We start from the raw sequence: 21,647 nt of genomic DNA, 5'->3' as shown, positions 1-21,647 counted from the left end.
CGTCGACGGGCGAGTGATTCGTCAGCGTACGCGAGTCCGCCCCGGCGGCGCGTGGTCCACCTCTCACCCCGATGACCACGGCGGTGTGGTGTGCGCCACGCCCCGACCGGCCCGAAGATGATCTTTACGCTCCGTACCCGCCCGGTGACCGAAGTGTGAATTCCACTCCCACGCCCGGCAAACGGAATTCCGCGGGATACAAACAGGCCTTCCGACGGCGACTTGAATGAATAGGGCACAAAGCCATCGGGTATTCGGGAGGGGCCGGGAATAAAGGCGGGCGTGAGACATACTCCACATCACATCGTCATCACAAAGACCCCGGATCGGCCTGGGCCGTCACTCACTCGCTGTAACGTCGATTGAGTGCGTACTGACCGAATCTTCGCCCGCCTGGACCGGGAGCCCGAGCCACCGAAGATAGAGATCCCGCGGATGAGCCGTCACCGCGTGGTCCTCTTCGGCGCGACGATGGCGTTCTACCTCGCCATCGTCGTGGCCGTGCTGACCTCGTCCTGGCTCGTCGAGCTGGACTGGAAGGTCATGCTGTTCCGGCCGTACGAGCAGTGGCCGCAGCTGCACGCCTTCCTGGACTACTTCGTGGTCCTCGGCCAGCGCGGGCCGACCGCCGTGATGGTCATGGCCTGGCTGGGCTGGCGCTCCTGGCGCCAGCACACCCTCCGGCCGCTCCTGACTCTCGGGGCGGCCCTGCTGTTGCTCAACATGACGGTCGGTTCGGTCAAGCTCGGCCTCGGTCGGCTCGGCCCGCACTACGCCACACAGATAGGGTCCGCCGAACTGTTCGCGGGCGGCGACATATTTCCCTCGGGACACACCGCCAACGCGGTCGTGACCTGGGGCATCCTGGCCTACCTCGCCACCACCCCGCGCGCCCGGCGCTGGCTCTCGGTCAGCTCCGCCATGGTCGCCCTCGGGGTCGGGGCCACCACGGTCTACCTCGGTACGCACTGGGTGAGCGATGTGCTCCTCGGCTGGGCGGCCGGACTGCTCATCCTGCTCGCGCTGCCCTGGGTGGAGCCGCTGATCGCCCGCGCCGAGGCGTTCGTCTTCCTGGTCCGCGAGAAGGTGCGCGAGCGCCGGCGGACCAGCGGCGCCACCGCTCCGGTCCCGGTGCCGACCCCGTCGGTGCCCGCGATGGTGCCCCAGCGCGGCCACGACGAGGGCGAGGCGCCGGTGCGCGAGCCGGTCGGCGCGGGCAGCGGGCGCGCCACCACCAGGCCGCTTCCGGCCAGGCCCTACCAGCCGGCCCGTTCGGAGCGGCCCCCGGTCGTGCCCGCGGGCACCCGGCGCCCGCCGCACACCGAGCGGACGCCGCGCACCGCCCCGGCCCGCCCCCTGGGCGGCTGACGGCCCGCCGTACGGCGGGGGCGGTACGCACAGACCAACCCCCGCCACACGAAGGCCCCCGGTTCTCACCGGGGGCCTTCGCCGTTGTCGCGCCGGAACGGGCTCAGCCGTGCCAGCAGCGGGTGACCGTGCCGTCCTCGACCTCGAAGTTCAGCCGGCCCGCCAGGTATTCCAAGGTGATGATCGAGCCTGGCGGCAGCGACCTGACGGTGGACCAGCCGCGGGCCCTGGCCAGCCGCTCGGCGCCCTCGGCGTCGAGGCCGACGTAGGACTCGGGAGCGTCGTCGGGATGTGCGGAGTGGGACGGTATGGGTGCCATGCACCCCACCGTAGGCGGGTCGGCCCGGTGACGGAAGCGGGGGCCGCCGCCGGCCCGCGGACCCGGTGGGAACCCGCTGGTTGTCCGCCCCCGGTGCCCCGCCAGTCACACTTCTGTCACAGGATCGAGGGTCAGCTACGCCTCGAACTCCGTCACTCGAACGAGCAGTTCCTGCCCCCTCGGCCGGTTATCGCACACACCGCTTCGAGCCACTCCAACGCATTCCCGCAATGGACGGAATTCCTGCGGCGGACACTCGCAGAATTACCATCCACCAGCCCTCCGGATGAAATTGACGACGCATGCGTAATTCACCGCACCCTTACACAATCCCTACCGCGAACCCCGAGGCCGGGACCGTCGGAGCACGGCCGGATCGCGCACGCCCCCTGTTGCGCCCGGCCGGACCGCGAGCATCATGGCCCCCGGCCTGACGCCAGACAGCTCTGGGGGTGCGATGGGTACGGAGACGGCGACCGAGACCGCGGAGCCTGCGCGGGCGGCCCGGCCCGGCGCGGTGATCGTCGACTGGCTGACCACCACCGACCACAAGAAGATCGGGCACCTCTACCTGATCACCTCGTTCGTCTTCTTCCTGATCGCCGGGGTGATGGCGCTCCTGATGCGGGCCGAACTGGCCAGGCCAGGACTCCAGATCATGACCAACGAGGAGTACAACCAGCTCTTCACGATGCACGGCACGATCATGCTGCTGCTCTTCGCGACGCCGACCTTCGCCGGGTTCGCCAACGCGATCATGCCGTTGCAGATCGGCTCCCCCGACGTGGCCTTCCCCCGGCTGAACATGCTCGCGTACTGGCTGTTCCTCTTCGGCGGGCTGATCGTGCTCGGTTCGCTGCTGCTGCCGACGGGGCCCGCGAGCTTCGGCTGGTTCGCCTACGCACCGCTCAACTCACTGACGCGCTCCCCCGGTGCCGGCGCCGACCTCTGGATCATGGGGCTCGCCCTCTCCGGCTTCGGCACGATCCTCGGCTCGGTCAACTTCCTGACCACCATCATCGGGATGCGGGCGCCCGGCATGACGATGTTCCGGATGCCCGTCTTCACCTGGAACGTCCTGTTCACCTCGATCCTGGTGCTGGTCGCGTTCCCGGTGCTCGCGGCGGCACTGCTCGTCCTGGAGGCGGACCGGAGGCTGGGTTCGGTGGTCTTCGAGGCACAGAACGGGGGCGCGCTGCTGTGGCAGCACCTCTTCTGGTTCTTCGGCCATCCCGAGGTCTACATCATCGCGCTGCCGTTCTTCGGCATCATCACGGAGATCATCCCGGTCTTCTCGCGCAAGCCGGTCTTCGGCTACATGACGCTGGTCGGGGCGACGGCGGCCATCACGGGGCTGTCCCTCGTCGTGTGGGCCCACCACATGTTCGCCACGGGAGCGGTGCTGCTGCCGTTCTTCTCGTTCATGTCCTTCCTGATCGCGGTGCCGACCGGGGTGAAGTTCTTCAACTGGACGGGCACGATGCTCAAGGGCTCGCTCAGTTTCGAGACCCCGATGCTCTGGGCCGTCGGCTTCCTCGTGAGCTTCCTGTTCGGCGGCCTGACGGGCGTCATCCTGGCCTCACCGCCACTGGACTTCCACGTCACGGACTCGTACTTCGTCGTGGCCCACTTCCACTACGTGGTGTTCGGCACGGTGGTGTTCGCGACCTTCGGCGGCTTCTACTTCTGGTGGCCGAAACTCACCGGCAAGATGCTCGACGAACGCCTCGGCAAGATCCAGTTCTGGACGCTGTTCATCGGCTTCCACACCACCTTCCTGGTCCAGCACTGGCTGGGCGCGGAGGGCATGCCGCGGCGCTACGCGGACTACTTGGCCGCGGACGGCTTCACGACGCTGAACACGATCTCGTCCATCGGCGCCTTCCTGCTCGGCCTGTCCACGCTGCCCTTCTTCTACAACGTCTGGAAGACGGCGAAGTACGGCAAGAAGGTGGAGGTCGACGACCCGTGGGGGTTCGGCCGCTCGCTGGAGTGGGCCACCTCGTGCCCGCCGCCCCGGCACAACTTCCTGACCATCCCGCGGATCCGCACCGAGGCTCCGGCGTTCGATCTGCACCACCCGGAGTTCGCCCCGTTCCGGGACGACCTGACCCAGGCCCCGGCCCCGGAGCTCCAAGCGGAGACCGGCGGGGAAGGCCGCGGCGGCACCCGCTAACCCGCCGCCCTGTCCACTCGTACGCTCAGATCGTTGGCGCCCGTGTAGTACGGCCGGACCACTCCCGGGCCCACCCGGGTACCCGGGTACACGAAGATCACCTGCTTGAGCGGAACGTCGTCCAGGATGCGGGCAAGGCGGACCTTCGCGTCGCCGGTGAGCAGCCACAGGTCCCAGAGCCACTCCTTCGCGTCGAGCCCCTCGGCGAGCGGCCCGTACGGGAGCGTGAAGGTGAAGCCGTCGGCGTCGGCCATCGCGGGTACCCGGTGGGTCCGGCCGGCGCCGCCCCGCAGCCGTGCCTCGACGACCGCGTCCGGGGCGAGCCCGGTGCCGTACAGCCGCCCCCGCACGGTGACCGCGTCGGCGCCGAAGCCGACCTCGCCGGTCTCGGCGTGCGGCTTGCGTAGCCAGCTGCGGACGACGAGTTCGCCGGACCGCCCGGGGTAGGGGATGCGCACCGCGACCCCTTCGGTGTCCGGGCCGGGCTCGCGGTCGACCAGGGCGCGCAAGTCCCGCACGCCCGGCTCCAGGCGCCGCTCCTCGCCCTCACCGGCGCGCAGGTACGTCTCCCACTCCCCTTCGGCGAGTTCGACCGTGCTGGGCAGCACCGCCCGGAGCAGGCCTTCGGCGGCCGGGGTGAGCGGGAGGAGCACGTCGGGGCCCGGCTTCGCGCCGCGCCGACGCAGGACGAGCGCGGCGCCCGGCCGCCCGGCGCCCGTGATGTCGAAGGTCACTCCGCCCGCGGAGTCGGCGATGCAGTCGGCGCGCGGCGCCGCGGACGCGCTGCCCGTGTCCGGTGACTCGGCGGTGGTGGTCATGCGGTCTGCCCTTTCCGGAGCACGGCGGCGGCCTTGTGACGCAGGGCGTAGGCCCCGTCGAGGGCAGTGCTGCGAGCCTTGTGCAGCGAGTCGCGCAGAGCCCCGGCGGAGCGGCTGCCGCCGCCCTGGGCGTGCAGTTCGGCGAAGATCGTCTCGTGCCGCTCGGCGATCCGGGCCGGGTCGAAACGCTCGGAGTTCGCCAGCGCCGACTTGGCCATGCGGTGACGCAGTTCGTCGTCCTGGATCAGTTCGAGCAGCGCCGCGGCCACGGCATCGGCGTTGCCCGTCTCCACCAGCCTGCCGTCCACCGTGTCCTTGATGATTTCGCGCGGCCCCTGTGGACAGTCGGTGGAGACCACGGGGAGTCCGCAGCGCATCGCCTCCACGATGGTCATGCCGAACGACTCGTGGCTGGAGGTGACGGCCGCGAGGGAGCCCTTGACCCACTCGCCTTCGAGATGGCCCGCCAGGCCCATGAGGAACACATGGTTGTAGAGGCCAAGATCGTCAATGAGGTTGCGCAGGGCCTCGCGTTCGTTCCCGAAGGCGTCACCGGAGCCGTAGATCCGCAGCCGCCAGTCCGGCCGTACGGCGACCACCCGCGCGAAGGCCCGCACCAGCAGGTCGTACCGCTTGACCGGGGTGAGCCGCCCGGCCGCGACGACCAGCTTGGCGTCGCCGGACGCCGGCTCGACGCGGGGCGCGGGCACGCTGTTGGGCACCGCTTCGACGCGTACGCCGGGCAGGCGCAGGGCCTCGTACGCGGCGGCGTCGGCACGGGTGACCGTGGTGATCGCGTCGAGCAACGGGTAGGAGTGGCCGATCTCGCTGCGCAGCCGGTAGCTGTGCCCCGCGAGGGTCAGGTGCTCCTGGCCGACGCGGACCACGCCGGGCCGGGTCTCGCGCGCGATGTGCACGTTGAGGCCCGGCCGGGTGCCGACGACGACGTCCGCCTCGACGGCCCTCAGGTGGGCCGCGATGCGGCTGTCGGTGAGGCGGCTGTACTGGCTGTGGCGTCCGTCGCCGCGCGGGAAGACCTTGGCGGGCCTGCGGTGGTCGGGGTGGTCGCCCTCGTAGCCGGGGCTGTTCTTGCGGAGGTCGACCAGGTGCCTGAGGCGGACGCCTTCGGGCGCGGTGAGGGTGGGCTCGTCGTGATGGCGGAAGACGGAGACGATCTCGACGTCGTGCCGCCGGGCGAGTTCACCGGCGAGGTTGAAGGTGGACCGGATGGTGCCGCCCAGGCTGTACGCGTTGTGCAGCAGGAATGAGATGTGCATGCGCCACGCGTCCCCTTGGTCGTGCGATCGATGGCGTCGATCATCCGCTCGGTCATTCGGCCGGCCAGGCCGGTCGGGACCGGAAGCCCGGTCAGCACCGGACTGTACTTGGCTCGCCCGTCACCCGTACTCCAGGGGCGGATCACCACCCGTCCACCTGGGGACCACGGTGTGGAGGGGTGATGGCGGGAGCCCCGTCCGGGCGGCCGGACGGGGCTCGGGGCGTTCGGCCGTCCTGGCCGGACACGCCCTGGGTGCCTCGGTGTGCCTCAGACCTTGAGCTGCTGTCCGGGCACGATGAGGTCCGGGTCGACGCCGACGACGGCCCGGTTGGCCGCGTACAGCGCCTCCCAGCCGGTGCCGTGGGCCGCCGCGATGGCGGAGAGCGTGTCGCCGCTACGGACCGTGTACGTCCCGGCGGCGGGCGTGCTCCCGGTGTGGAGCGGGGCCACCGGCTTGTGCGACTTCGGCGCGGCCTGCGGCGTGCTCCTGGGCGCCTGCTTGACGGGCTTGGCTGGCGCGGCCCGCCTCTCGGCGGGCGCCTGCGCCGCGGGCGCGCCGCCGTACGCCCCGGCTTGGCGCGAGCAGGACGGCCAGGCGCCCCAGCCCTGCGAGCGCTGGACCCGGGTGGCGACAGCGATCTGCTCGGTCCTGCTGGCCCGGTCGGCCGTGGACGCGTACGCCCCGCCGCCGTGCGCCCGCCACGTCCCGGCGTCGAACTGAAGCCCGCCGTAGTAGCCGTTTCCGGTGTTGATGTGCCAGTTTCCACCGCTCTCGCACTGCGCGATGCGGTCCCACACCCCGCTGTCCGCCGCCGCGGCCGGACCGGTGGCGACAGTGAGCAGAGCGACCGGGGCCGCCATCGCGGCCGCGATCAGCGCTGCCGCCCCACGGCTGCGGAGCGGGCCGGAACCACTGGTACCAAGAGACATGAAATCCCTCTCGAAGCACCCGGGGTCCCCCTGAGCAACGCGGTCTCCGGCGCTTCCGGCGCCTCGTTCCGCGCTGCCCCCGCCCACCGGAAGGTCGTCGTTCGCTGGTACGGCCGGCGGGCGTTCCCGGGCGGTGCTCGGTGCACACGGCGGTGGAATCTAGGGACCCGCATGCTCCGGCATCAACCAACGCCCTGTCATTCCAGGCCAGTTGATGGTTACCGGGAGTATCAGCGACTTCCGGACACCCACTTGATTCGTGGATATCAGCATTTGTCGACCTGTCGGTGAAATGATCTGTGACCCGGCTCACCGCGTCAACTTCCGTGTATCCCGCAGGTGTTGACAGGGAGTGAAGGGTTCCGGGGGCGCATTCACCCTCCGCTGGGGACGGTTCGATTCCGTTCGCCTTCTCGCGTGACTCCGGCCACAGATCACCCGTTGTCGTTTGTACGAGAGAAGCCGGGAACCGCCCGGCGCATCCACTCAGTTCCTAGGAGCCACCCGTGCCGCGCATGCTCGACGTCAGTGAGGACGTCCGCGCCGAGATCGGCGACGAAGAAGCCGAGCGGCTGCTCGCCGGCGACAACGCCCCGGGCAGCTACGACTGCACCTCCTGCCGGACGCCGGGCGACTCCGAGCAGGAGCGCACCAGCACCGTCCTGTTCGTCGGCGAGGAGACGGCGGTGCTCGCCTTCGCCCACGCCAGCTGCATCCCCTCCCAGGTCGTCCAGGTCGCCGAGGAGCAGCTCCAGGGCGCCGTACGTTCCATCACGGGCGAGGAGCCCGGCGGCGGCGCACCCGAGCAGGCGGTGCTCGGCATCACCAGCGGTCTGGTACTGATCGAGGGCGACCTGCACCCGGCGCTCGTCGTGGAACCCACCGTCCCGATCGCGCGGGCCGGGTCGGGCGGGTCCACCGACGAATTCCTCCCGCTCCTCATCGAGCAGGGCTTCGTGCCGGTCACCGACATGGCCCGGCTGCCCTCGGTGCTGTCCGGCTGGTCCGTGCTGCTCGCGATGGGCCAGCTGCACGCGATCCTTCAGCCCGGCACCGGCGGCAGCGGCTCGGTCTCCTGGTGGCAGGCGCACCAGCCGCTCCAGGTGACGGAGGGCTGGCGCGCGGCGGCCAACAAGTCACAGCGGGTCCTCGTCTTCGCCGCGCCGGTCGGCGTCATCGGCCAGCAGCCGCGCGAGGACCTGCTCAGGGACGCGCTGGAGAAGGCCTCCGCCGACGGCCGCCTCGTGGCCGCCGCCATGCCGCTGGCCGGCACCTGAGGCTGAGCCACGCCCCTTCCCGAAGCCCCCGCTGACACGGGCGCGCACGGAAGGGGCGTGGAATTCCCCGCCCAGTGCTCCCGATAAGCCGAAACGCCCCGCATCCCCCGCCCCGCGGTGTCGTTGGCACATACGTGCACTCATACGACCCATCCCGCGAGCCGTACCAGTCCCATATCCCCGCCATGCGCGCGTCGGGCGACGCACTGGGAGGCCATTACTCCCCCACGCCGATCTACGACGCGCTGTGCTCGGAGTACCGCAGGTCCTTCCGCACGCTGCCCGGTGACCGCTCCGGCGAGGAGGACCTCGACTTCCGGGGGTTCGGCGGTGCCGGTGGCGGACTGGGTGGCTACGGCGCCCGGACCACTCACCAGACGGGTCAGCAGACCCAGCACTTCCCGACCACGTACGCCGGGAACTGGCATCTGCACCCCGCGATGCACGCGAACGGGCGGCAGCACACCGGGCACCATCACCTCCCGGCGGCACTGCCGCCCGGCCCTCGCAGGGGGCTCTAGCTCCAGCCCTCCCCCGTAAGGGAGTTACTTCTTACGGCCGCGCTTCTCGCGCACCCGCACCGAGATGTGGATCGGGGTGCCCTCGAAGCCGAACTCCTCGCGCAGCCGGCGCTCGATGAAGCGCCGGTAGCCGGCCTCGATGAAGCCCGAGGCGAACAGCACGAACCGGGGCGGCTTGGTGCCTGCCTGCGTACCGAACAGGATGCGCGGCTGCTTGCCACCGCGGATCGGGTGCGGGTGGGCGGCGACCAGCTCGCCGAGGAAGGCGTTGAGGCGGCCGGTCGGCACCCGGGTCTCCCAGCCCGCCAGTGCCGTCTCGATCGCCGGGACCAGCTTCTCCATGTGGCGGCCGGTCAGCGCCGAGACGTTGACCCGGGGCGCCCAGGCGACCTGCTGCATCTCGGTCTCGATCTCGCGCTCCAGGTAGTAGCGCCGCTCCTCGTCGAGGGTGTCCCACTTGTTGTACGCGATGACCAGTGCGCGCCCGGCGTCGACGGCCATCGTGATGATGCGCTGGTCCTGCACCGAGATGGACTCGCTGGTGTCGATGAGGACGACCGCGACCTCCGCCTTCTCGACGGCGGCGGCGGTACGCAGCGAGGCGTAGTAGTCGGCGCCCTCCTGGAGGTGGACGCGGCGGCGGATGCCCGCCGTGTCCACGAACTTCCAGGTGATTCCGCCGAGTTCGATGAGCTCGTCCACGGGGTCGCGGGTGGTGCCGGACTGCTCGTTGACGACGACCCGCTCCTCCTTCGCGACCTGGTTCAGGAGCGAGGACTTGCCGACGTTGGGGCGGCCGATCAGCGCGATCCGGCGCGGGCCGCCGAGGGCGGTGCCGAAGCGCTGGGGCGGGGCGTCGGGCAGGGCCTTGAGGATCTCGTCGAGCAGGTCGCCGGTGCCGCGGCCGTGCAGGGCGGAGATCGGGAAGGGCTCGCCGAGGCCGAGCGACCACAGGGCGGCGGCGTCGGACTCGCCGGACATGCCGTCGACCTTGTTGGCGGCGAGCACGACAGGCTTGCCGGCCCGGCGGAGCAGCTTGACGACGGCTTCGTCGGTGTCGGTGGCGCCCACGGTGGCGTCCACCACGAAGACCACGGCGTCCGCCGCCTCGATGGCGAACTCGGCCTGGGCGGCGACGGAGGCGTCGAGGCCCAGGACGTCCTGCTCCCAGCCGCCCGTGTCCACGACCTTGAAACGGCGGCCCGCCCACTCGGCCTCATAGGTGACGCGGTCGCGGGTGACGCCGGGCTTGTCCTGGACGACCGCCTCGCGGCGGCCGATGATGCGGTTCACCAGGGTCGACTTGCCCACGTTCGGGCGGCCGACGACGGCGAGGGCCGGGAGCGGGCCGTGGCCGGCCTCGTCGATGGCGGCCTCGACGTCCTCGATGTCGAAGCCCTCTTCGGCGGCGAGCTCCATGAACTCCGCGTACTCGGCGTCGCCGAGTGCTCCGTGTTCGTGCTGGTCGTTCATGAAGTCCGTACCTCGTTCATCGTGGTGATCGGTGGGCCGCGATCGAGCGGTCCACTACTGAAAGTCTGACCTAGCGCCCGGTCAGGCGCCTGGCGTTTTCCAGGTGGCCGGTGAGCCGGTCCTGGATGCGGACGGTGGCCTCGTCCAGGGCTTTGCGGGTCCGCCGCCCGCTGCCGTCACCGGCTTCGAAGGCGTCCCCGAAGACGACGTCGACGCGGCTGCGCAGCGGCGGCAGCCCCTTTATCAACCGTCCGCGGCGCTCGGTGCTTCCCAGCACCGCGACCGGGACGATGGGCGCCCCCGACCGTACGGCGAAATAGGCGAGGCCGGCCCGCAGCGAGGCGAAATCGCCCTCGCCGCGGGTGCCCTCGGGGAAGATCCCGAGGACGCCGCCCTGGTCGAGCACGGCCAGCGCGTCGGTGATCGCGGTGCGGTCGGCGACCGCCCGGTCCACCTTGACCTGGCCGATGCCTTCGAGGAACGGGCCGAGCGGCCCGACGAAGGCTTCCTTCTTGATCAGGAAATGGGTGCCGCGGGGGGCGGTGCCCATGACCATCGGGCCGTCGATGTTGTGGGAGTGGTTGACGGCGAGGATCGCCGGACCGCTCGCCGGAACGCGCCAGGCGCCGAGCACCCGCGGCTTCCACAGCCCGTACATCAGGCCGACACCGATCCGGCGGCCGATCTCGGCGCCTCGCTCCGAGGCGGGCCGGCGGGGCGCGGAGCGCCCCTGCGAGGGGCGGCCGGGCGACGGAAGGGACGTCACTTGGTGGCCCGCTTCTCCTCGATGAGGGTGACCACACACTCGATGACCTGGTCCAGGGTGAGCTCGGTGGTGTCCACCTCGACCGCGTCGCCGGCCTTGGCCAGCGGGGAGGTCTTGCGGCTGGAGTCGGCCGCGTCCCGCTTGATCAGGGCGTCCCTGGTGGCCGCGACGTCGGAGCCCTTGATCTCGCCGCTGCGACGAGCCGCGCGCGCCTCGGGAGAGGCGGTGAGGAACACCTTCAGGTCGGCGTCGGGCAGCACGGTCGTGCCGATGTCCCGGCCCTCGACCACGATGCCGTGCGGTGCGGCGGCCGCTATGTCGCGCTGAAGCTGGGTGATGAGGGCCCGCACCTCGGGGACGGCGCTGACCGCGCTCACCTTGGAGGTGACGTCCTGGGTGCGGATCGGCCCGGCGGCGTCCTCGCCGTCCACGGTGATCGTCGGCGCCGACGGGTCGGTGCCGGAGACGATCACCGGCTTGGCGGCCGCGACCGCGATCTCGGCGGGGTCGCCGATGTCGATCCCGTTGCTGATCATCCACCAGGTGATCGCCCGGTACTGGGCTCCGGTGTCCAGATAGCTCAGCCCCAGCTTGGCGGCGACCGCCTTGGAGGTGCTGGACTTGCCGGTGCCGGAGGGGCCGTCGATGGCGACAATCACTGCTGCCGGAGCGGTCCGGGCGGCGCTTTCCACGGTGACGGACACCTTCCTGGTACGGGGCGGGGTTTGCTCGGGGCGCAAATCCGCCCCGTACAAGGTTACTGGCTCGTGCGAGCCCCCCGTCCCGCCCCGTCCCGGGACCCGCTCACTGCCGGATCGACCAGCCCCGTTCCCGCAGCGCGGCCGCAAGGCCCGGGGCCGCGGCCGGCTCGACCATCAGCTGGACCAGGCCCGCCTGCTGGCCGGTCGCGTGCTCGATGCGGACGTCCTCGATGTTGACCCCGGCCCGGCCCGCGTCCGCGAAGAGCCGTGCGAGACCACCGGGCTCGTCGCTGATGAGCACGGCGACGATCTCGTACGTGGCCGGTGCGGCCCCGTGCTTGCCGGGCACCCTGACCCGGCCGGCGTTGCCGCGCCGCAGCACGTCCTCGATGCCCAGGGCGCCGCCGCGGCGCTTGTCCTCGTCGGCGGACTCAAGGGAACGCAGCGCGCGCACCGTCTCGTCCAGGTCTGCGGCGATCCCCGACAGCACGTCGGCGACCGGGCCCGGGTTGGCGGAGAGGATCTCGACCCACATCCCGGGGTCGGAGGCCGCGATGCGGGTGACATCGCGGATGCCCTGGCCGCACAGCCGGACCGCCGTCTCGTCGGCCTCTTCGAGGCGGGCCGCGACCATGGAGGACACCAGCTGCGGGGTGTGCGAGACCAGGGCCACGGCCCGGTCGTGGGCGTCGGCGTCCATGACGACCGGCACGGCGCGGCACAGCGCGACCAGTTCCAGCGCCAGGTTGAGCACCTCGGTGTCGGTGTCGCGGGTCGGGGTCAGCACCCAGGGCCGGCCCTCGAAGAGGTCGGCGGTGGCGGCGAGCGGGCCCGAGCGTTCCTTGCCCGCCATCGGGTGCGTACCGATGTAGGAGCTCAGGTCGCAGCCGAGCGCGAGCAGCTCGCGGCGCGGGCCGCCCTTGACGCTGGCCACGTCGATGTACGCCCTGGCCAGCCCGGCGCCGATCGCCTCGGCCAGCGTCGCGGCCACGTGCGCCGGCGGCACCGCGACGATCGCGAGGTCGACCCGGGACTCGGGCGGCTCGTCCGTGCCGGCGCCGAGCGCGGCCGCGGTGCGGGCCTGGCCCGGGTCGTGGTCGGCGAGGTGCACGGTGATGCCGCGACTCGCGAGGGCCAGGGCGGCGGAGGTGCCGATCAGGCCGGTACCGATGACGAGCGCGGTTCTCACTGGGCGATGTCCTTGCGCAGGGCGGCGGCGGCACCGAGGTAGACATGGGCGATCTCGGCCTTGTCGAGGTAGGTCTCGACGTGCGCGAGGATGCGCACCACCCGGGGCATGGCGCCCGCTATGTCGAGCTCCTGCGCGCAGATCAGCGGTACGTCGGTGATGCCGAGCCGGCGCGCGGCCACGGCCGGGAAGTCGCTGTGCAGATCGGGGGTGGCGGTGAACCAGATGCTGATCAGGTCGTTCGGGGTCAGTTCGTTGCGCTCAAGGATCTCGGTGAGCAGCGCGCCGACCTGCTCGTCCATGTGTCCGGCCTCGTCCCGCTCCAGCTGGACTGCCCCGCGGACCGCTCGTACCGCCACGACGTGCTCCTAGAGTTGACCTTCGTTCCCGTTCAGCGTAGCCAGCCCCGCTGACACGCGTGCGCGGCGACCGCCCTGCGGACGCGGGCGTCCACCGCCCGCGGTCCCGGCCACCGGCACCGGACGCCGCTCATCCGCCCGTTGTGGGCGCCGCCGAGGACCGCGCCGAGCCCGGCCTTGGTGAGCCTGTCGGGCGGGCCGGGCCGGGGCTGCGGAGCCCGGCCCCCTTGGTGAGCCTGTCGGGCAGGCAGGCCCGGGGCTGCGGTAGAACCGACGGATGATCCTCCACGTGGTTCCCCTGGACGAGTGGTCCGCCGGTCCGGACCTGCCCTACCGCCCGCCCTCCCTGGCCAACGAGGGCTTCGTGCACTGCTCGGCCGACGAGGCCACCGCGCTTGCGATCGCCGACGCGCACTACCGCGACGTACCGGGCCCACTGCTGGTCCTGTGCGTCGACGAGTCGGCGCTGGCCGCCGAAGTCCGCCGGGAAGGCGCCGGGGGCGCCGTGTTCCCGCACGTGTACGGGCCGATCGAGCGGGCGGCCGTCACGGCAGTGCTCGAAGTGCGCCGGGATGCCGAGGGACGGGTGGTGGAGCTCGCGCCCTGGGGGTGAGCCGCGGCGGGTCGTTCTTCCGCGGTCCCTCCCCGGACCCGGCAGTACACGATGGGCCGCATCAGCCCGTCGGTGCTTCGTCTTCGGCTCCTTCGGCGCCAGGATGCTCCTGCCGCGCGTACTTCCGCGTACGGTCCGACGACTTGAGGAGCACAGGATGGAAACCGTCAACAGCCGCAGGACCGTACTCGCCGCCACCGCGGGGGCGGCGGCCCTGGCGGGTTGCTCGACGTCCGGCGGAAGCGGCGGGGCTTCGACGCCGCCCCCTCCGGCCCCGCCCAGCGTCACCGGACCGGCCGCGGCCGGCCGGCCGAGCCCGCCCGCCCAGGCCGGCCCGGTCCTTGCCAAGACGTCGGACATCCCGGTCGGCGGTGGCAGGATCTTCCCGGACCACAAGGTCGTCGTCACCCAGCCGGAGGCCGGCACCTTCAAGTGCTTCTCGGCGATCTGCACCCACGAGGGCTGCACGGTCTCCACCGTGTCCGGGGGCACCATCAACTGCCCCTGCCACGGCAGCAAGTACCGGGTCGCGGACGCCTCGGTCGCCTCCGGGCCGGCCCCGCGACCGCTCGCGTCCCAGCCGATCGCCGTCGAAAAGGGTTCGATCCGGCTGGCCTGACCGGCCAGAATCACGCCATGACGCCCGAGCAGCTCGCCGCCGACCACACCGTCTACTCCTGCGTCATGGGCTCGCGTGCCTTCGGCCTCGCGACCGAGGACAGCGACACCGACGTGCGGGGCGTGTACCTGGCGCCGACCCCGCTGTACTGGCGCTTCGAGAAGCCCCCGACGCATGTCGAGGGGCGGTGGGCTCTCCCCCGTTCGAACGAAGACGAGGGCTTGGGGAACGTCGAGCGGTTCAGTTGGGAGCTGGAGCGTTTCTGCGAGCTGGCGCTGCGCGCGAATCCGAACGTGCTGGAGTGCCTGTACTCCCCGCTCGTGGAGTACGCCGACGGCACGGGGCGGGAACTCCTGGCCCTGCGCGAGGCGTTCCTGTCCCGTCAGGCCCACCAGACCTTCGTCCGCTACGCGCTCGGCCAGCGCAGGAAGCTGGACGCCGATGTGCGCCAGTACGGCGCCCCTCGGTGGAAGCACGCCATGCATCTGCTGAGGCTGCTCATGAGCTGCCGCGATCTGCTGCGCACCGGGGTGCTCACCATCGGCGTCGGCGCCGAGCGCGAGCGGCTGCTCGCGGTGCGGCGCGGTGAGGTGTCCTGGCCGGAGGTCGAGGCGCGGATGGCGCGCCTGGCCGTCGAATCCGACGAGGCGGTCGCCCGCAGCCCGCTGCCACCCGAACCCGACCGGGCCCGGGTGGCCGACTTCCTTTTCCGGGTGCGGCGGGAGTCGGCGCTCGGGGCGGCTGCGCCGAGCGGGGCGTGCAGCACCCTCGGCGCGTAGCGCGGCGGACCCGGTCCACCGAATCGATCACGAATCCCAGAGCGCGCCCAGCGTCAGGAGTTCGCTGCGGTACTCGATGCGTTCGGTCCACTCCTTCGGCCAGGCCGCCGCTCCGAGGTGGGCGCCCGCGAAGGCGCCGGCCAGGCAGGCGATCGAGTCCGAGTCGCCCTGGGTGCAGGCCGCCCGGCGCAGTGCGGTGAGCGGCTCGCCGGGGAAGAGCAGGAAGCAGAGCAGGGCCGTGGCGAAGGCCTCCTCGGCGATCCAGCCGTCGCCCGTCTCCAGGCAGGGGTCGGTCTCCGGCGAGGGGTCGCGGAGCGCCTTCAGTACCCGGTCGAGCGCGTCCAGGCAGTCGTCCCAGCCGCGCGCGATGAAGTGCCCCGGGGTCGGGTCCTGCGAGCGCGTCCACAGGTCGCCGAGCCAGCGCTCGTGGTAGCGGCTGCGGTTTTCGTAGGCGTACGACCGCAGCTGGCCGACCAGGCCCACCGGGTCGGCGCCCTGCGCGAGCAGGAACACCGCCCGCGCGGTGAGGTCGGAGGCGGCCAGCGCGGTCGGGTGGCCGTGGGTGAGCGCGGACTGCAACTGGGCGGCGCCCGCCCGCTGTTCCTCGCTGACTCCGGGTACGAGGCCGATGGGCGCGACGCGCATGTTGGCGCCGCAGCCCTTGGAGCCGAGCTGGCTCGCCTCCTGCCAGGGCAGTCCGCTGTCCAGGCGCGCGCACGCGACCAGGCAGGTCCGGCCGGGCGCCCGGTTGTTCTCGGGCGAGTGGTACCAGTCGACGAACTCCGCGCGGGCCGGCCCCTCAAGGCGCTGCGGGCCGAGCAGGCCGCTGTCCATGGCGGTGCGGATGGCGCGCCCGAGCGCGAGAGTCATCTGGGTGTCGTCGGTGACGATCGCGGGCGTGGGCAGCGCCATCTCGCGCCATGGGCCGCACTTGGCGAGGATCGAGGGCACGTCGTTGAACTCGGTCGGGTAGCCGAGGGCGTCTCCCAGGGCGAGGCCGAGCAATGCGCCGGTCGCCGTCTGTTTCGCTGGTCGGTTCATGTCTGTCGTCCTTCCGGGCGCAGCAGGGGCGGATGCAGCGCGGTCGCCGGACCCGCCCGGTAGAGCGCGGCCGGCTTGCCCCGGCCGCCGGTCAGCCGCGAGGCGCCCGCCACCCGCTCGACGAAACCGGGCGTGGCAAGGACCTTGCGGCGGAAGTTGGGGCGGTCGAGGGCGGTGCCCCAGACCGTCTCGTACACCTGCTGGAGCTCGCCGAGGGTGAACTCGGGCGGGCAGAACGACGTGGCGAGGCAGGTGTATTCGAGCTTGGCGCCGATGCGCTCGTGGGCGTCGGCGAGGATCCGCTCGTGATCGAAGGCGAGGTGCCCGTACGCGCCGAAAGCGATCCATTCCGCGTGGTCCGCGTCGCCGCCGCCGTGTGGTTCGGGCAGGTCCGGCACGAGCGCGGTGTACGCCACCGACACCACCCGCATGCGGGGGTCGCGGTCCGGTTCGCTGTAGGTGCGCAGCTGCTCCAGGTGCAGCGCGCCGACGAGTTCGTCGGACAGGCCGGTCTCCTCGGCCAGTTCGCGCCGGGCGGCCGATTCGGCGGACTCGCGCGGCAGCACGAAGCCGCCGGGCAGCGCCCACGCTCCCGCGTACGGGTCCTGTCCGCGTCGGATGAGCAGCGCGTGCAGGGCGCCGTCGCGGACCGTGAAGACGGCGAGGTCGACGGTGACGGCGAACGGCTCGAAGGCGTGCGGGTCGTACCCCTCGGGCACCCGCCCCGCCCCCTCCCGGCCCCCTGCCGCCCGCTCGCCGTCGCCCGCCACCCGGCCGGCCCCGCCGTCATCCGCCGGCACCCCGGCGCACCCCTGCGGTGCCCGTGCCCCGCCGACGGCGGTCATCGTCGCTCCGGCAGCGGGTCAGCGAGGTCCCAGCCCCGGTCGAGCAGCGCGTCGACGGCGGCGACAGCGGTCGCGAGCCGCTCCTCGTGCGGGCCGCGCAGCTCCATGAACTCCCGTCCGGTACGGGTCAGTTCGGCCCGGAACCGGTCGGTCATCCAGGGCCGCAGCTCCTCCCCGTCGCGCAGCCCGTCGTCCTCGAAGGGCACGCCTTCGTGGTCGGTGAGCAGCCACAGGTGGTGGGCGGCGGCGCGCTCGGCGACCGCTTCGACGCGCGGGTTTGGGCGGCCGAGGTAGCGCTCGTGCCAGACGGTGGTGGCGAACGAGTCGGTGTCGCAGAACAGCACGGGCGAGCCGAGTCCGGCGGCGCGGTCCTCGCGCTCGTTCTGCCGCTCGGCGATCACCGGGAACTCGTCCGAGCCGAACTCGACGTCCTCCCACTGCGCCTGCGGGTAGCGGGAGCGCAGTGCGGCCAGCTTGCCCTCGCTGTACTCGCGCCCGTACTCCTCGACCCACCCGGTGCGCGCCCAGACGCCGCCGCGCGCACGGTAGTGCTCGGCCAGGGCGCGGGCCATGGTGGTGGTGCCGGTCGACTCGGCGCCGAGCACGACCACGCGGCGGGCGAGCCAGGCCCGTACCGGCTCGCTCAGGAAGTCCCAGCAGCCCACCGGGTCCTTGCGGACGGCCGTCCCGGAGACCGGGAACAGCGTGCGGTCCAGGTCGACGCAGACGTGGTCGGCGCCGAAGCGCCGGGCGAGTTCGTCACCGTAGGGCTCGGAGGTGAAGACCGCGTCGACGGGCTCGGGGACGGCGCCCTTGAAAACGGCCAGGTGCGCGTCCCATATGTGCGGGTCGTTCAGGTCCATCTCGATGTCGTCGACGGCCCCCACCACTCGGACTCCCGGGTGCGCTTCGCGCATCCACTGGACCCGTTCGGCCAGCGGGACCGACTCGACGGAGGCGGCGCAGACCAGCACGGTGAGCCGCTCGCAGCGGTCGGCGGCGGTGCGCACCAGGTGGTGGTGGCCGGCGTGCGGCGGATAGAACTTGCCGAGGACCAGGCCGTGTTCGTACCGCTTCACCCCGCCACCTCCGCGAGCCGGGCCGGGCGGGCGCCGAGCTCGCGCCGCCAGCCGCGCAGCCCGATGAGGCACAGGGTCAGGAAGCCTGCGTACAGGAGCGAGGTCAGGTAGAGCTCCTTGTAGGCGTAGAGCGGGATGTAGACCACGTCCGCCGCGATCCACAGCCACCAGGACTCGACGAGCTTCTTGCACTGCCCGTACGTCGCGGTCAGCGACAGGGCGGTGGTGAGCGCGTCCCAGAACGGGACGGTCGAGTCGGTGGCCGCGCCGAGCAGGAACGTCAGCGCGACGGTCCCCACCGCCCCCGCCGCGAGCAGCCACAGCCACTCGGTGCGGGTCGTCCGCCGGACCGCGAGCGTGCCGGGTCCTGGTCCACCCCCGTGGGCCCAGGTCCACCAGCCGTACACGGCGAGGGCGATGAAGACGACTTGGAGGCCCGCGTCCGCGTACAGGCCCGCCTGGAGGAACAGCACGATGAAGAACACGTTGTTGGCGAGTCCCACCGGCCAGTTGGCGATGTGCTGCCGGGCCACCAGCCAGACGCAGAGCGCGCCGGTCGCGAATCCGAGGATCTCGGTCCAGGTGAGGCTCACGCCCGTACCTCCTTTATGGTCACTGTGACTATAAAGGCGTTCCCGGGGTGCGCACAAGACGGCGAGAGCCCGGATTCCGTGCGAACACGGGATCCGGGCTCTCGCCGGGAAGCGGGGCGATCTCTAGAGCTCGACCTCACGCATCAGCATGCCGACCTCGGTGTTGGTGAGGCGGCGCAGCCAGCCGGACTTCTGGTCGCCGAGCCCGATCGGGCCGAAGGCGACGCGCACCAGCTTCTCGACCGGGAAGCCGGCCTCGGCCATCATGCGGCGCACGATGTGCTTGCGGCCCTCGTGCAGCTCGATCTCGACGAGGTAGTTCTTGCCGGTCTGCTGGACGACGCGGAAGGCGTCGGCCCGCGCGTAGCCGTCCTCCAGCTGGATGCCCTCCTTGAGCCGCTTGCCGATCTCGCGCGGCAGCGGACCCGTGATGGCGGCCAGGTAGGTCTTCTTCACGCCGTACTTGGGGTGGGTCAGACGGTGGGCCAGCTCGCCGTGGTTGGTGAGCAGGATGATGCCCTCGGTCTCGGTGTCGAGCCGGCCCACGTGGAAGAGCCGCGTCTCGCGGTTGGTCACGTAGTCACCGAGGCACTGGCGGCCGTCCGGGTCCTCCATGGTGGAGACGACGCCGGCCGGCTTGTTCAGCGCGAAGAACAGGTACGACTGGGTGGCGACGGTCAGGCCGTCCACCTTGATCTCGTCCTTCTCGGGGTCGACGCGCTTGCCCTGTTCGAGCACGATCTCGCCGTTGACCTCGACGCGGGCCTGCTCGATCAGCTCCTCGCAGGCGCGGCGCGAACCCATGCCGGCCCTGGCGAGCACCTTCTGCAACCGCTCGCCCTCCTGCTCGGCGCCCGGGAAGGTCTTGGGGGTCTTCACGTCCGGCTTGTCCGCGTACCGGTCGCGGTTGCGCTGCTCGATCTTGGCGTCGAGCTCGCGCGGGCGGGCCTGGCCCAGGCGCTGGCCGTGCGGGCCGCGCCGGACCGGGGTGCCGCCCTGCGGCGACTTGGGGCCGCCCTTGGCACCGCCGCGCGCGGAGGCGCCGCGCCCGCTGCGGGGGGCGTCGGAGGAGCCGCCGCCCACGTCGTAGGTGCGCTCCTCGGGGCGGAGGCGGGGCGGCTTGCCGCTGCCGCTCTGGCGCGGGCCACCGCCCTGACGCTGGCCGCCGCCCTGGCGCTGGCCGTCCCGTCCACCGCCGCCACTGCTGCCGCGGCCGCCGCTGTTGCCACCACGGCTCCCGCCGTTGTTTCCGCTGCTGTTCCTGCCGCTGCTGCTTCGCATCACATTTCCGTCTTGTCGTCTGCGTGGGTTTCCGGCGCGTCCGGCGCGTCCGGGTCGAACGACGGAACACCCTCCAGCGTCTCGGCCTCGATCGCGTCCGCCTCGGGGAGGAAGGGCGCCAGCTCCGGGAGCTCGTCCAGGCCGCGCAGGCCCATCCGCTCCAGAAAGTAGTTCGTCGTCCTGTACAGGATCGCACCTGTTTCGGGTTCCGTGCCCGCCTCGTCGACCAGACCCCGCTGGAGCAGGGTCCGCATGACCCCGTCACAGTTCACTCCGCGCACCGCGGAGACCCGCGAGCGGCTCACCGGCTGGCGGTACGCGACGACCGCGAGGGTCTCCAGGGCCGCCTGGGTGAGCCGGGCGTGCTGGCCGTCAAGGACGAAGCCCTCGACGGCGTCCGCGTACTCGGCCCGGCTGTAGAACCGCCAGCCGCCCGCCACCAGCCGCAGCTCGAACCCGCGGCCCTGGACGGTGTACTCGTCGGCCAGCTCCCGCAGGGCGTCCGCCACGGCCCGTCGCGGCCGCTCCAGCACCTTCGCGAGGTGGTCCTCGGAGGCGGGCTCGTCGACGACCATGAGGACGGCTTCCAGGGCCGGCTTCAGCTCCAGTTCCTCGCTCATGCCTTCTCCTCCGTCACCACGTGGTCGAACTCGTCGGTCACCGTCGGCACCCCGTCGCCCTCGCCGCCGCTCCAGCGCACCATCAGCTCCCCCAGCGCCTCGTCCTGGTCCAGGACGACGGCCTTCTCGCGGTACAGCTCCAGGAGGGCCAGGAACCGGGCCACCACCGTGAGCGTGTCCGGCGCGTCCTCGGCGAGCACCCGGAAGCTGGCCTGTCCCGCCTCCCGCAGCCGCGCCACAACGATCTCGGCCTGCTCGCGCACGGACACGAGCGGGGCATGGATGTGGTCGACGTACACCTGCGGCTTCGCCTTGGGCTGCATGGCCTTCACGGCCAGTTTCGCGAAGCCCTCGGCACCGATGCTGATGACGACCTCGGGCAGCAGCTCGGCGAGGTGCGCCTCCAGGCCGACGGTGCGCGGGTAACGGCGCGCCTCGGAGTCGAGCCGCTCGCTGAAGATGTCCGCGATCCGCTTGTACGCCCGGTACTGGAGCAGCCGCGCGAACAGCAGGTCCCGCGCCTCAAGGAGCGCGAGGTCGGCCTCGTCCTCCACCTCGGCGGCGGGCAGCAGCCTGGCCGCCTTGAGGTCGAGCAAGGTGGCCGCGACGACGAGGAACTCGGTCGTCTGATCCAGGTCCCAGTCCGGACCCATGGCCCTGATGTACGTCATGAACTCGTCGGTGACCTTGGACAGGGCGACCTCGGTGACGTCCATCTTGTGCTTGGAGATCAGCTGGAGGAGCAGATCGAAGGGCCCCTCGAAATTGGCCAGCCGAACGGTGAACCGCCCGTCCCCCGGCCCGGGGTCGCCTCCAGCTCCGGCTTCGGCTTCGGCTTCGGCTTCGGCTTCGGCTTCGGCTTCGGCCAGGGTCCGCTCCTCGTCGGCCGCCGGCACTTCGGCGCCGGGAAGGGGCGGGGTGGGGAACTCGCCCGGCCCCCGCCCCAGCGCACGGCGCGGCGCACGCGCGGCGGGGGCGGTGGGCTCGTCAGCAGTCGGCAA

23 protein-coding genes are annotated in these 21,647 nt (G+C 71.8%); 7 read left to right on the top strand and 16 right to left on the bottom strand.

Features of this window, described 5'->3' with window-relative positions; translation table 11 throughout:
* Positions 1-366 precede the first annotated feature (366 nt).
* Positions 367-1,368: a phosphatase PAP2 family protein gene (locus OG522_RS29070; protein ID WP_329465980.1), complete on the top strand. Its 1,002-nt coding sequence runs from the start codon at positions 367-369 to the stop codon at positions 1,366-1,368.
* A 103-nt stretch (positions 1,369-1,471) separates the two neighbouring features.
* Here the strand turns inward: OG522_RS29070 and OG522_RS29065 are convergent, their stop codons facing one another.
* Complete coding sequence (locus OG522_RS29065; RefSeq protein ID WP_329465979.1) at positions 1,472-1,687, bottom strand: I78 family peptidase inhibitor; 216 nt, start codon at positions 1,685-1,687, stop codon at positions 1,472-1,474.
* 457 nt (positions 1,688-2,144) lie between these two features.
* Here OG522_RS29065 and ctaD point away from each other — a divergent pair, with 457 nt between their 5' ends.
* Positions 2,145-3,863 carry an aa3-type cytochrome oxidase subunit I gene (gene ctaD / locus OG522_RS29060; RefSeq protein ID WP_329465978.1) on the top strand — a complete coding sequence of 573 codons (1,719 nt, stop codon included), beginning with the start codon at positions 2,145-2,147 and terminating at the stop codon, positions 3,861-3,863.
* On the opposite strand, the gene OG522_RS29055 is transcribed toward ctaD, so the two are convergent.
* The 3 genes from OG522_RS29055 to OG522_RS29045 all read right to left on the bottom strand — a co-directional run bounded on the left by OG522_RS29055 (position 3,860) and on the right by OG522_RS29045 (position 6,890).
* Entirely contained in the window at positions 3,860-4,681 is an 822-nt protein-coding gene (locus OG522_RS29055) for a hypothetical protein (protein WP_329465977.1), read from the bottom strand. The two genes, ctaD and OG522_RS29055, sit on opposite strands and share 4 nt — an antisense overlap.
* Positions 4,678-5,958: a glycosyltransferase family 4 protein gene (locus OG522_RS29050; RefSeq protein ID WP_329465976.1), complete on the bottom strand. Its 1,281-nt coding sequence runs from the start codon at positions 5,956-5,958 to the stop codon at positions 4,678-4,680. Before OG522_RS29050 ends, OG522_RS29055 begins: the two co-directional genes overlap by 4 nt.
* 269 nt (positions 5,959-6,227) lie before the next feature.
* On the bottom strand, positions 6,228-6,890 hold the full coding sequence (locus OG522_RS29045; RefSeq protein WP_329465975.1) for a LysM peptidoglycan-binding domain-containing protein: 663 nt from the start codon (positions 6,888-6,890) through the stop codon (positions 6,228-6,230).
* A gap of 506 nt (positions 6,891-7,396) precedes the next feature.
* Here OG522_RS29045 and OG522_RS29040 point away from each other — a divergent pair.
* Both OG522_RS29040 and OG522_RS29035 read left to right on the top strand, forming a co-directional pair.
* Positions 7,397-8,167, top strand: coding sequence for a hypothetical protein (locus OG522_RS29040; RefSeq protein ID WP_329465974.1), 771 nt, complete (start codon positions 7,397-7,399; stop codon positions 8,165-8,167).
* 185 nt (positions 8,168-8,352) lie between these two features.
* Complete coding sequence (locus tag OG522_RS29035) at positions 8,353-8,688, top strand: hypothetical protein (RefSeq protein WP_329465973.1); 336 nt, start codon at positions 8,353-8,355, stop codon at positions 8,686-8,688.
* A 24-nt stretch (positions 8,689-8,712) separates the two neighbouring features.
* Here the strand turns inward: OG522_RS29035 and der are convergent, their stop codons facing one another.
* The 5 genes from der to aroH form a co-directional block, all read right to left on the bottom strand.
* Entirely contained in the window at positions 8,713-10,161 is a 1,449-nt protein-coding gene (gene der, locus OG522_RS29030) for a ribosome biogenesis GTPase Der (RefSeq protein ID WP_329465972.1), read from the bottom strand.
* A gap of 70 nt (positions 10,162-10,231) precedes the next feature.
* Positions 10,232-10,819, bottom strand: coding sequence for a lysophospholipid acyltransferase family protein (locus tag OG522_RS29025; RefSeq protein WP_329467778.1), 588 nt, complete (start codon positions 10,817-10,819; stop codon positions 10,232-10,234).
* Between the two features lie 104 nt (positions 10,820-10,923).
* A complete protein-coding gene (gene cmk / locus OG522_RS29020; protein WP_329465971.1) occupies positions 10,924-11,631 on the bottom strand; it encodes a (d)CMP kinase in 708 nt (235 codons plus the stop codon).
* Between the two features lie 100 nt (positions 11,632-11,731).
* Positions 11,732-12,817 carry a prephenate dehydrogenase gene (locus tag OG522_RS29015; protein ID WP_329465970.1) on the bottom strand — a complete coding sequence of 362 codons (1,086 nt, stop codon included), beginning with the start codon at positions 12,815-12,817 and terminating at the stop codon, positions 11,732-11,734.
* Positions 12,814-13,176: a chorismate mutase gene (gene aroH, locus OG522_RS29010; RefSeq protein WP_329465968.1), complete on the bottom strand. Its 363-nt coding sequence runs from the start codon at positions 13,174-13,176 to the stop codon at positions 12,814-12,816. Before aroH ends, OG522_RS29015 begins: the two co-directional genes overlap by 4 nt.
* A 277-nt stretch (positions 13,177-13,453) precedes the next feature.
* On the opposite strand from aroH, the gene OG522_RS29005 reads away from it, so the two are divergent.
* The 3 genes from OG522_RS29005 (at position 13,454) to OG522_RS28995 (ending at position 15,187) form a co-directional block, all read left to right on the top strand.
* On the top strand, positions 13,454-13,789 hold the full coding sequence (locus OG522_RS29005; protein WP_329465967.1) for a DUF952 domain-containing protein: 336 nt from the start codon (positions 13,454-13,456) through the stop codon (positions 13,787-13,789).
* 157 nt (positions 13,790-13,946) lie between these two features.
* Positions 13,947-14,408: a Rieske (2Fe-2S) protein gene (locus tag OG522_RS29000; protein WP_329465966.1), complete on the top strand. Its 462-nt coding sequence runs from the start codon at positions 13,947-13,949 to the stop codon at positions 14,406-14,408.
* A gap of 17 nt (positions 14,409-14,425) precedes the next feature.
* Positions 14,426-15,187, top strand: coding sequence for a nucleotidyltransferase domain-containing protein (locus OG522_RS28995; RefSeq protein ID WP_329465965.1), 762 nt, complete (start codon positions 14,426-14,428; stop codon positions 15,185-15,187).
* A 27-nt stretch (positions 15,188-15,214) separates the two neighbouring features.
* On the opposite strand, the gene OG522_RS28990 is transcribed toward OG522_RS28995, so the two are convergent.
* The 7 genes from OG522_RS28990 to OG522_RS28960 all read right to left on the bottom strand — a co-directional run bounded on the left by OG522_RS28990 (position 15,215) and on the right by OG522_RS28960 (position 21,647).
* Entirely contained in the window at positions 15,215-16,228 is a 1,014-nt protein-coding gene (locus OG522_RS28990; RefSeq protein ID WP_329465964.1) for an ADP-ribosylglycohydrolase family protein, read from the bottom strand.
* Positions 16,225-17,073, bottom strand: a complete 849-nt coding sequence (locus OG522_RS28985) for an NUDIX hydrolase (protein WP_329465963.1) — start codon at positions 17,071-17,073, stop codon at positions 16,225-16,227. Before OG522_RS28985 ends, OG522_RS28990 begins: the two co-directional genes overlap by 4 nt.
* Complete coding sequence (locus OG522_RS28980) at positions 17,070-18,152, bottom strand: AAA family ATPase (RefSeq protein WP_329465962.1); 1,083 nt, start codon at positions 18,150-18,152, stop codon at positions 17,070-17,072. The genes OG522_RS28985 and OG522_RS28980 overlap by 4 nt, the downstream gene beginning before the upstream one ends.
* Entirely contained in the window at positions 18,149-18,745 is a 597-nt protein-coding gene (gene pnuC / locus OG522_RS28975; RefSeq protein ID WP_329465960.1) for a nicotinamide riboside transporter PnuC, read from the bottom strand. Before pnuC ends, OG522_RS28980 begins: the two co-directional genes overlap by 4 nt.
* Positions 18,746-18,868: 123 nt before the next feature.
* Positions 18,869-20,026, bottom strand: a complete 1,158-nt coding sequence (locus OG522_RS28970; protein ID WP_329465959.1) for a pseudouridine synthase — start codon at positions 20,024-20,026, stop codon at positions 18,869-18,871.
* Positions 20,026-20,646, bottom strand: coding sequence for an SMC-Scp complex subunit ScpB (gene scpB / locus OG522_RS28965; RefSeq protein WP_329465958.1), 621 nt, complete (start codon positions 20,644-20,646; stop codon positions 20,026-20,028). Before scpB ends, OG522_RS28970 begins: the two co-directional genes overlap by 1 nt.
* Positions 20,643-21,647 carry a segregation and condensation protein A gene (locus OG522_RS28960; protein ID WP_329465957.1) on the bottom strand — a complete coding sequence of 335 codons (1,005 nt, stop codon included), beginning with the start codon at positions 21,645-21,647 and terminating at the stop codon, positions 20,643-20,645. The genes scpB and OG522_RS28960 overlap by 4 nt, the downstream gene beginning before the upstream one ends.

It is taken from the genome of Streptomyces sp. NBC_01431 (assembly GCF_036231355.1).
Classification (GTDB): Bacteria; Actinomycetota; Actinomycetes; order Streptomycetales; family Streptomycetaceae; genus Streptomyces.
Note: the sequence above shows the minus strand (reverse complement) of the source record. Positions and strands in the feature narration are given on the sequence as shown.

What these genes read in the sequence shown, in the direction of transcription:
- OG522_RS29065 (WP_329465979.1), bottom strand. Translation starts at nt 1,687, where the DNA reads ATGGCACCCATACCGTCCCACTCCGCACATCCCGACGACGCTCCCGAG.
- ctaD (WP_329465978.1), top strand. Translation starts at nt 2,145, where the DNA reads ATGGGTACGGAGACGGCGACCGAGACCGCGGAGCCTGCGCGGGCGGCC.
- OG522_RS29055 (WP_329465977.1), bottom strand. Translation starts at nt 4,681, where the DNA reads ATGACCACCACCGCCGAGTCACCGGACACGGGCAGCGCGTCCGCGGCG.
- OG522_RS29050 (WP_329465976.1), bottom strand. Translation starts at nt 5,958, where the DNA reads ATGCACATCTCATTCCTGCTGCACAACGCGTACAGCCTGGGCGGCACC.
- OG522_RS29045 (WP_329465975.1), bottom strand. Translation starts at nt 6,890, where the DNA reads ATGTCTCTTGGTACCAGTGGTTCCGGCCCGCTCCGCAGCCGTGGGGCG.
- OG522_RS29035 (WP_329465973.1), top strand. Translation starts at nt 8,353, where the DNA reads ATGCGCGCGTCGGGCGACGCACTGGGAGGCCATTACTCCCCCACGCCG.
- der (WP_329465972.1), bottom strand. Translation starts at nt 10,161, where the DNA reads ATGAACGACCAGCACGAACACGGAGCACTCGGCGACGCCGAGTACGCG.
- OG522_RS29025 (WP_329467778.1), bottom strand. Translation starts at nt 10,819, where the DNA reads ATGTACGGGCTGTGGAAGCCGCGGGTGCTCGGCGCCTGGCGCGTTCCG.
- OG522_RS29005 (WP_329465967.1), top strand. Translation starts at nt 13,454, where the DNA reads ATGATCCTCCACGTGGTTCCCCTGGACGAGTGGTCCGCCGGTCCGGAC.
- OG522_RS29000 (WP_329465966.1), top strand. Translation starts at nt 13,947, where the DNA reads ATGGAAACCGTCAACAGCCGCAGGACCGTACTCGCCGCCACCGCGGGG.
- OG522_RS28995 (WP_329465965.1), top strand. Translation starts at nt 14,426, where the DNA reads ATGACGCCCGAGCAGCTCGCCGCCGACCACACCGTCTACTCCTGCGTC.
- OG522_RS28990 (WP_329465964.1), bottom strand. Translation starts at nt 16,228, where the DNA reads ATGAACCGACCAGCGAAACAGACGGCGACCGGCGCATTGCTCGGCCTC.
- OG522_RS28985 (WP_329465963.1), bottom strand. Translation starts at nt 17,073, where the DNA reads ATGACCGCCGTCGGCGGGGCACGGGCACCGCAGGGGTGCGCCGGGGTG.
- OG522_RS28970 (WP_329465959.1), bottom strand. Translation starts at nt 20,026, where the DNA reads ATGCGAAGCAGCAGCGGCAGGAACAGCAGCGGAAACAACGGCGGGAGC.
- scpB (WP_329465958.1), bottom strand. Translation starts at nt 20,646, where the DNA reads ATGAGCGAGGAACTGGAGCTGAAGCCGGCCCTGGAAGCCGTCCTCATG.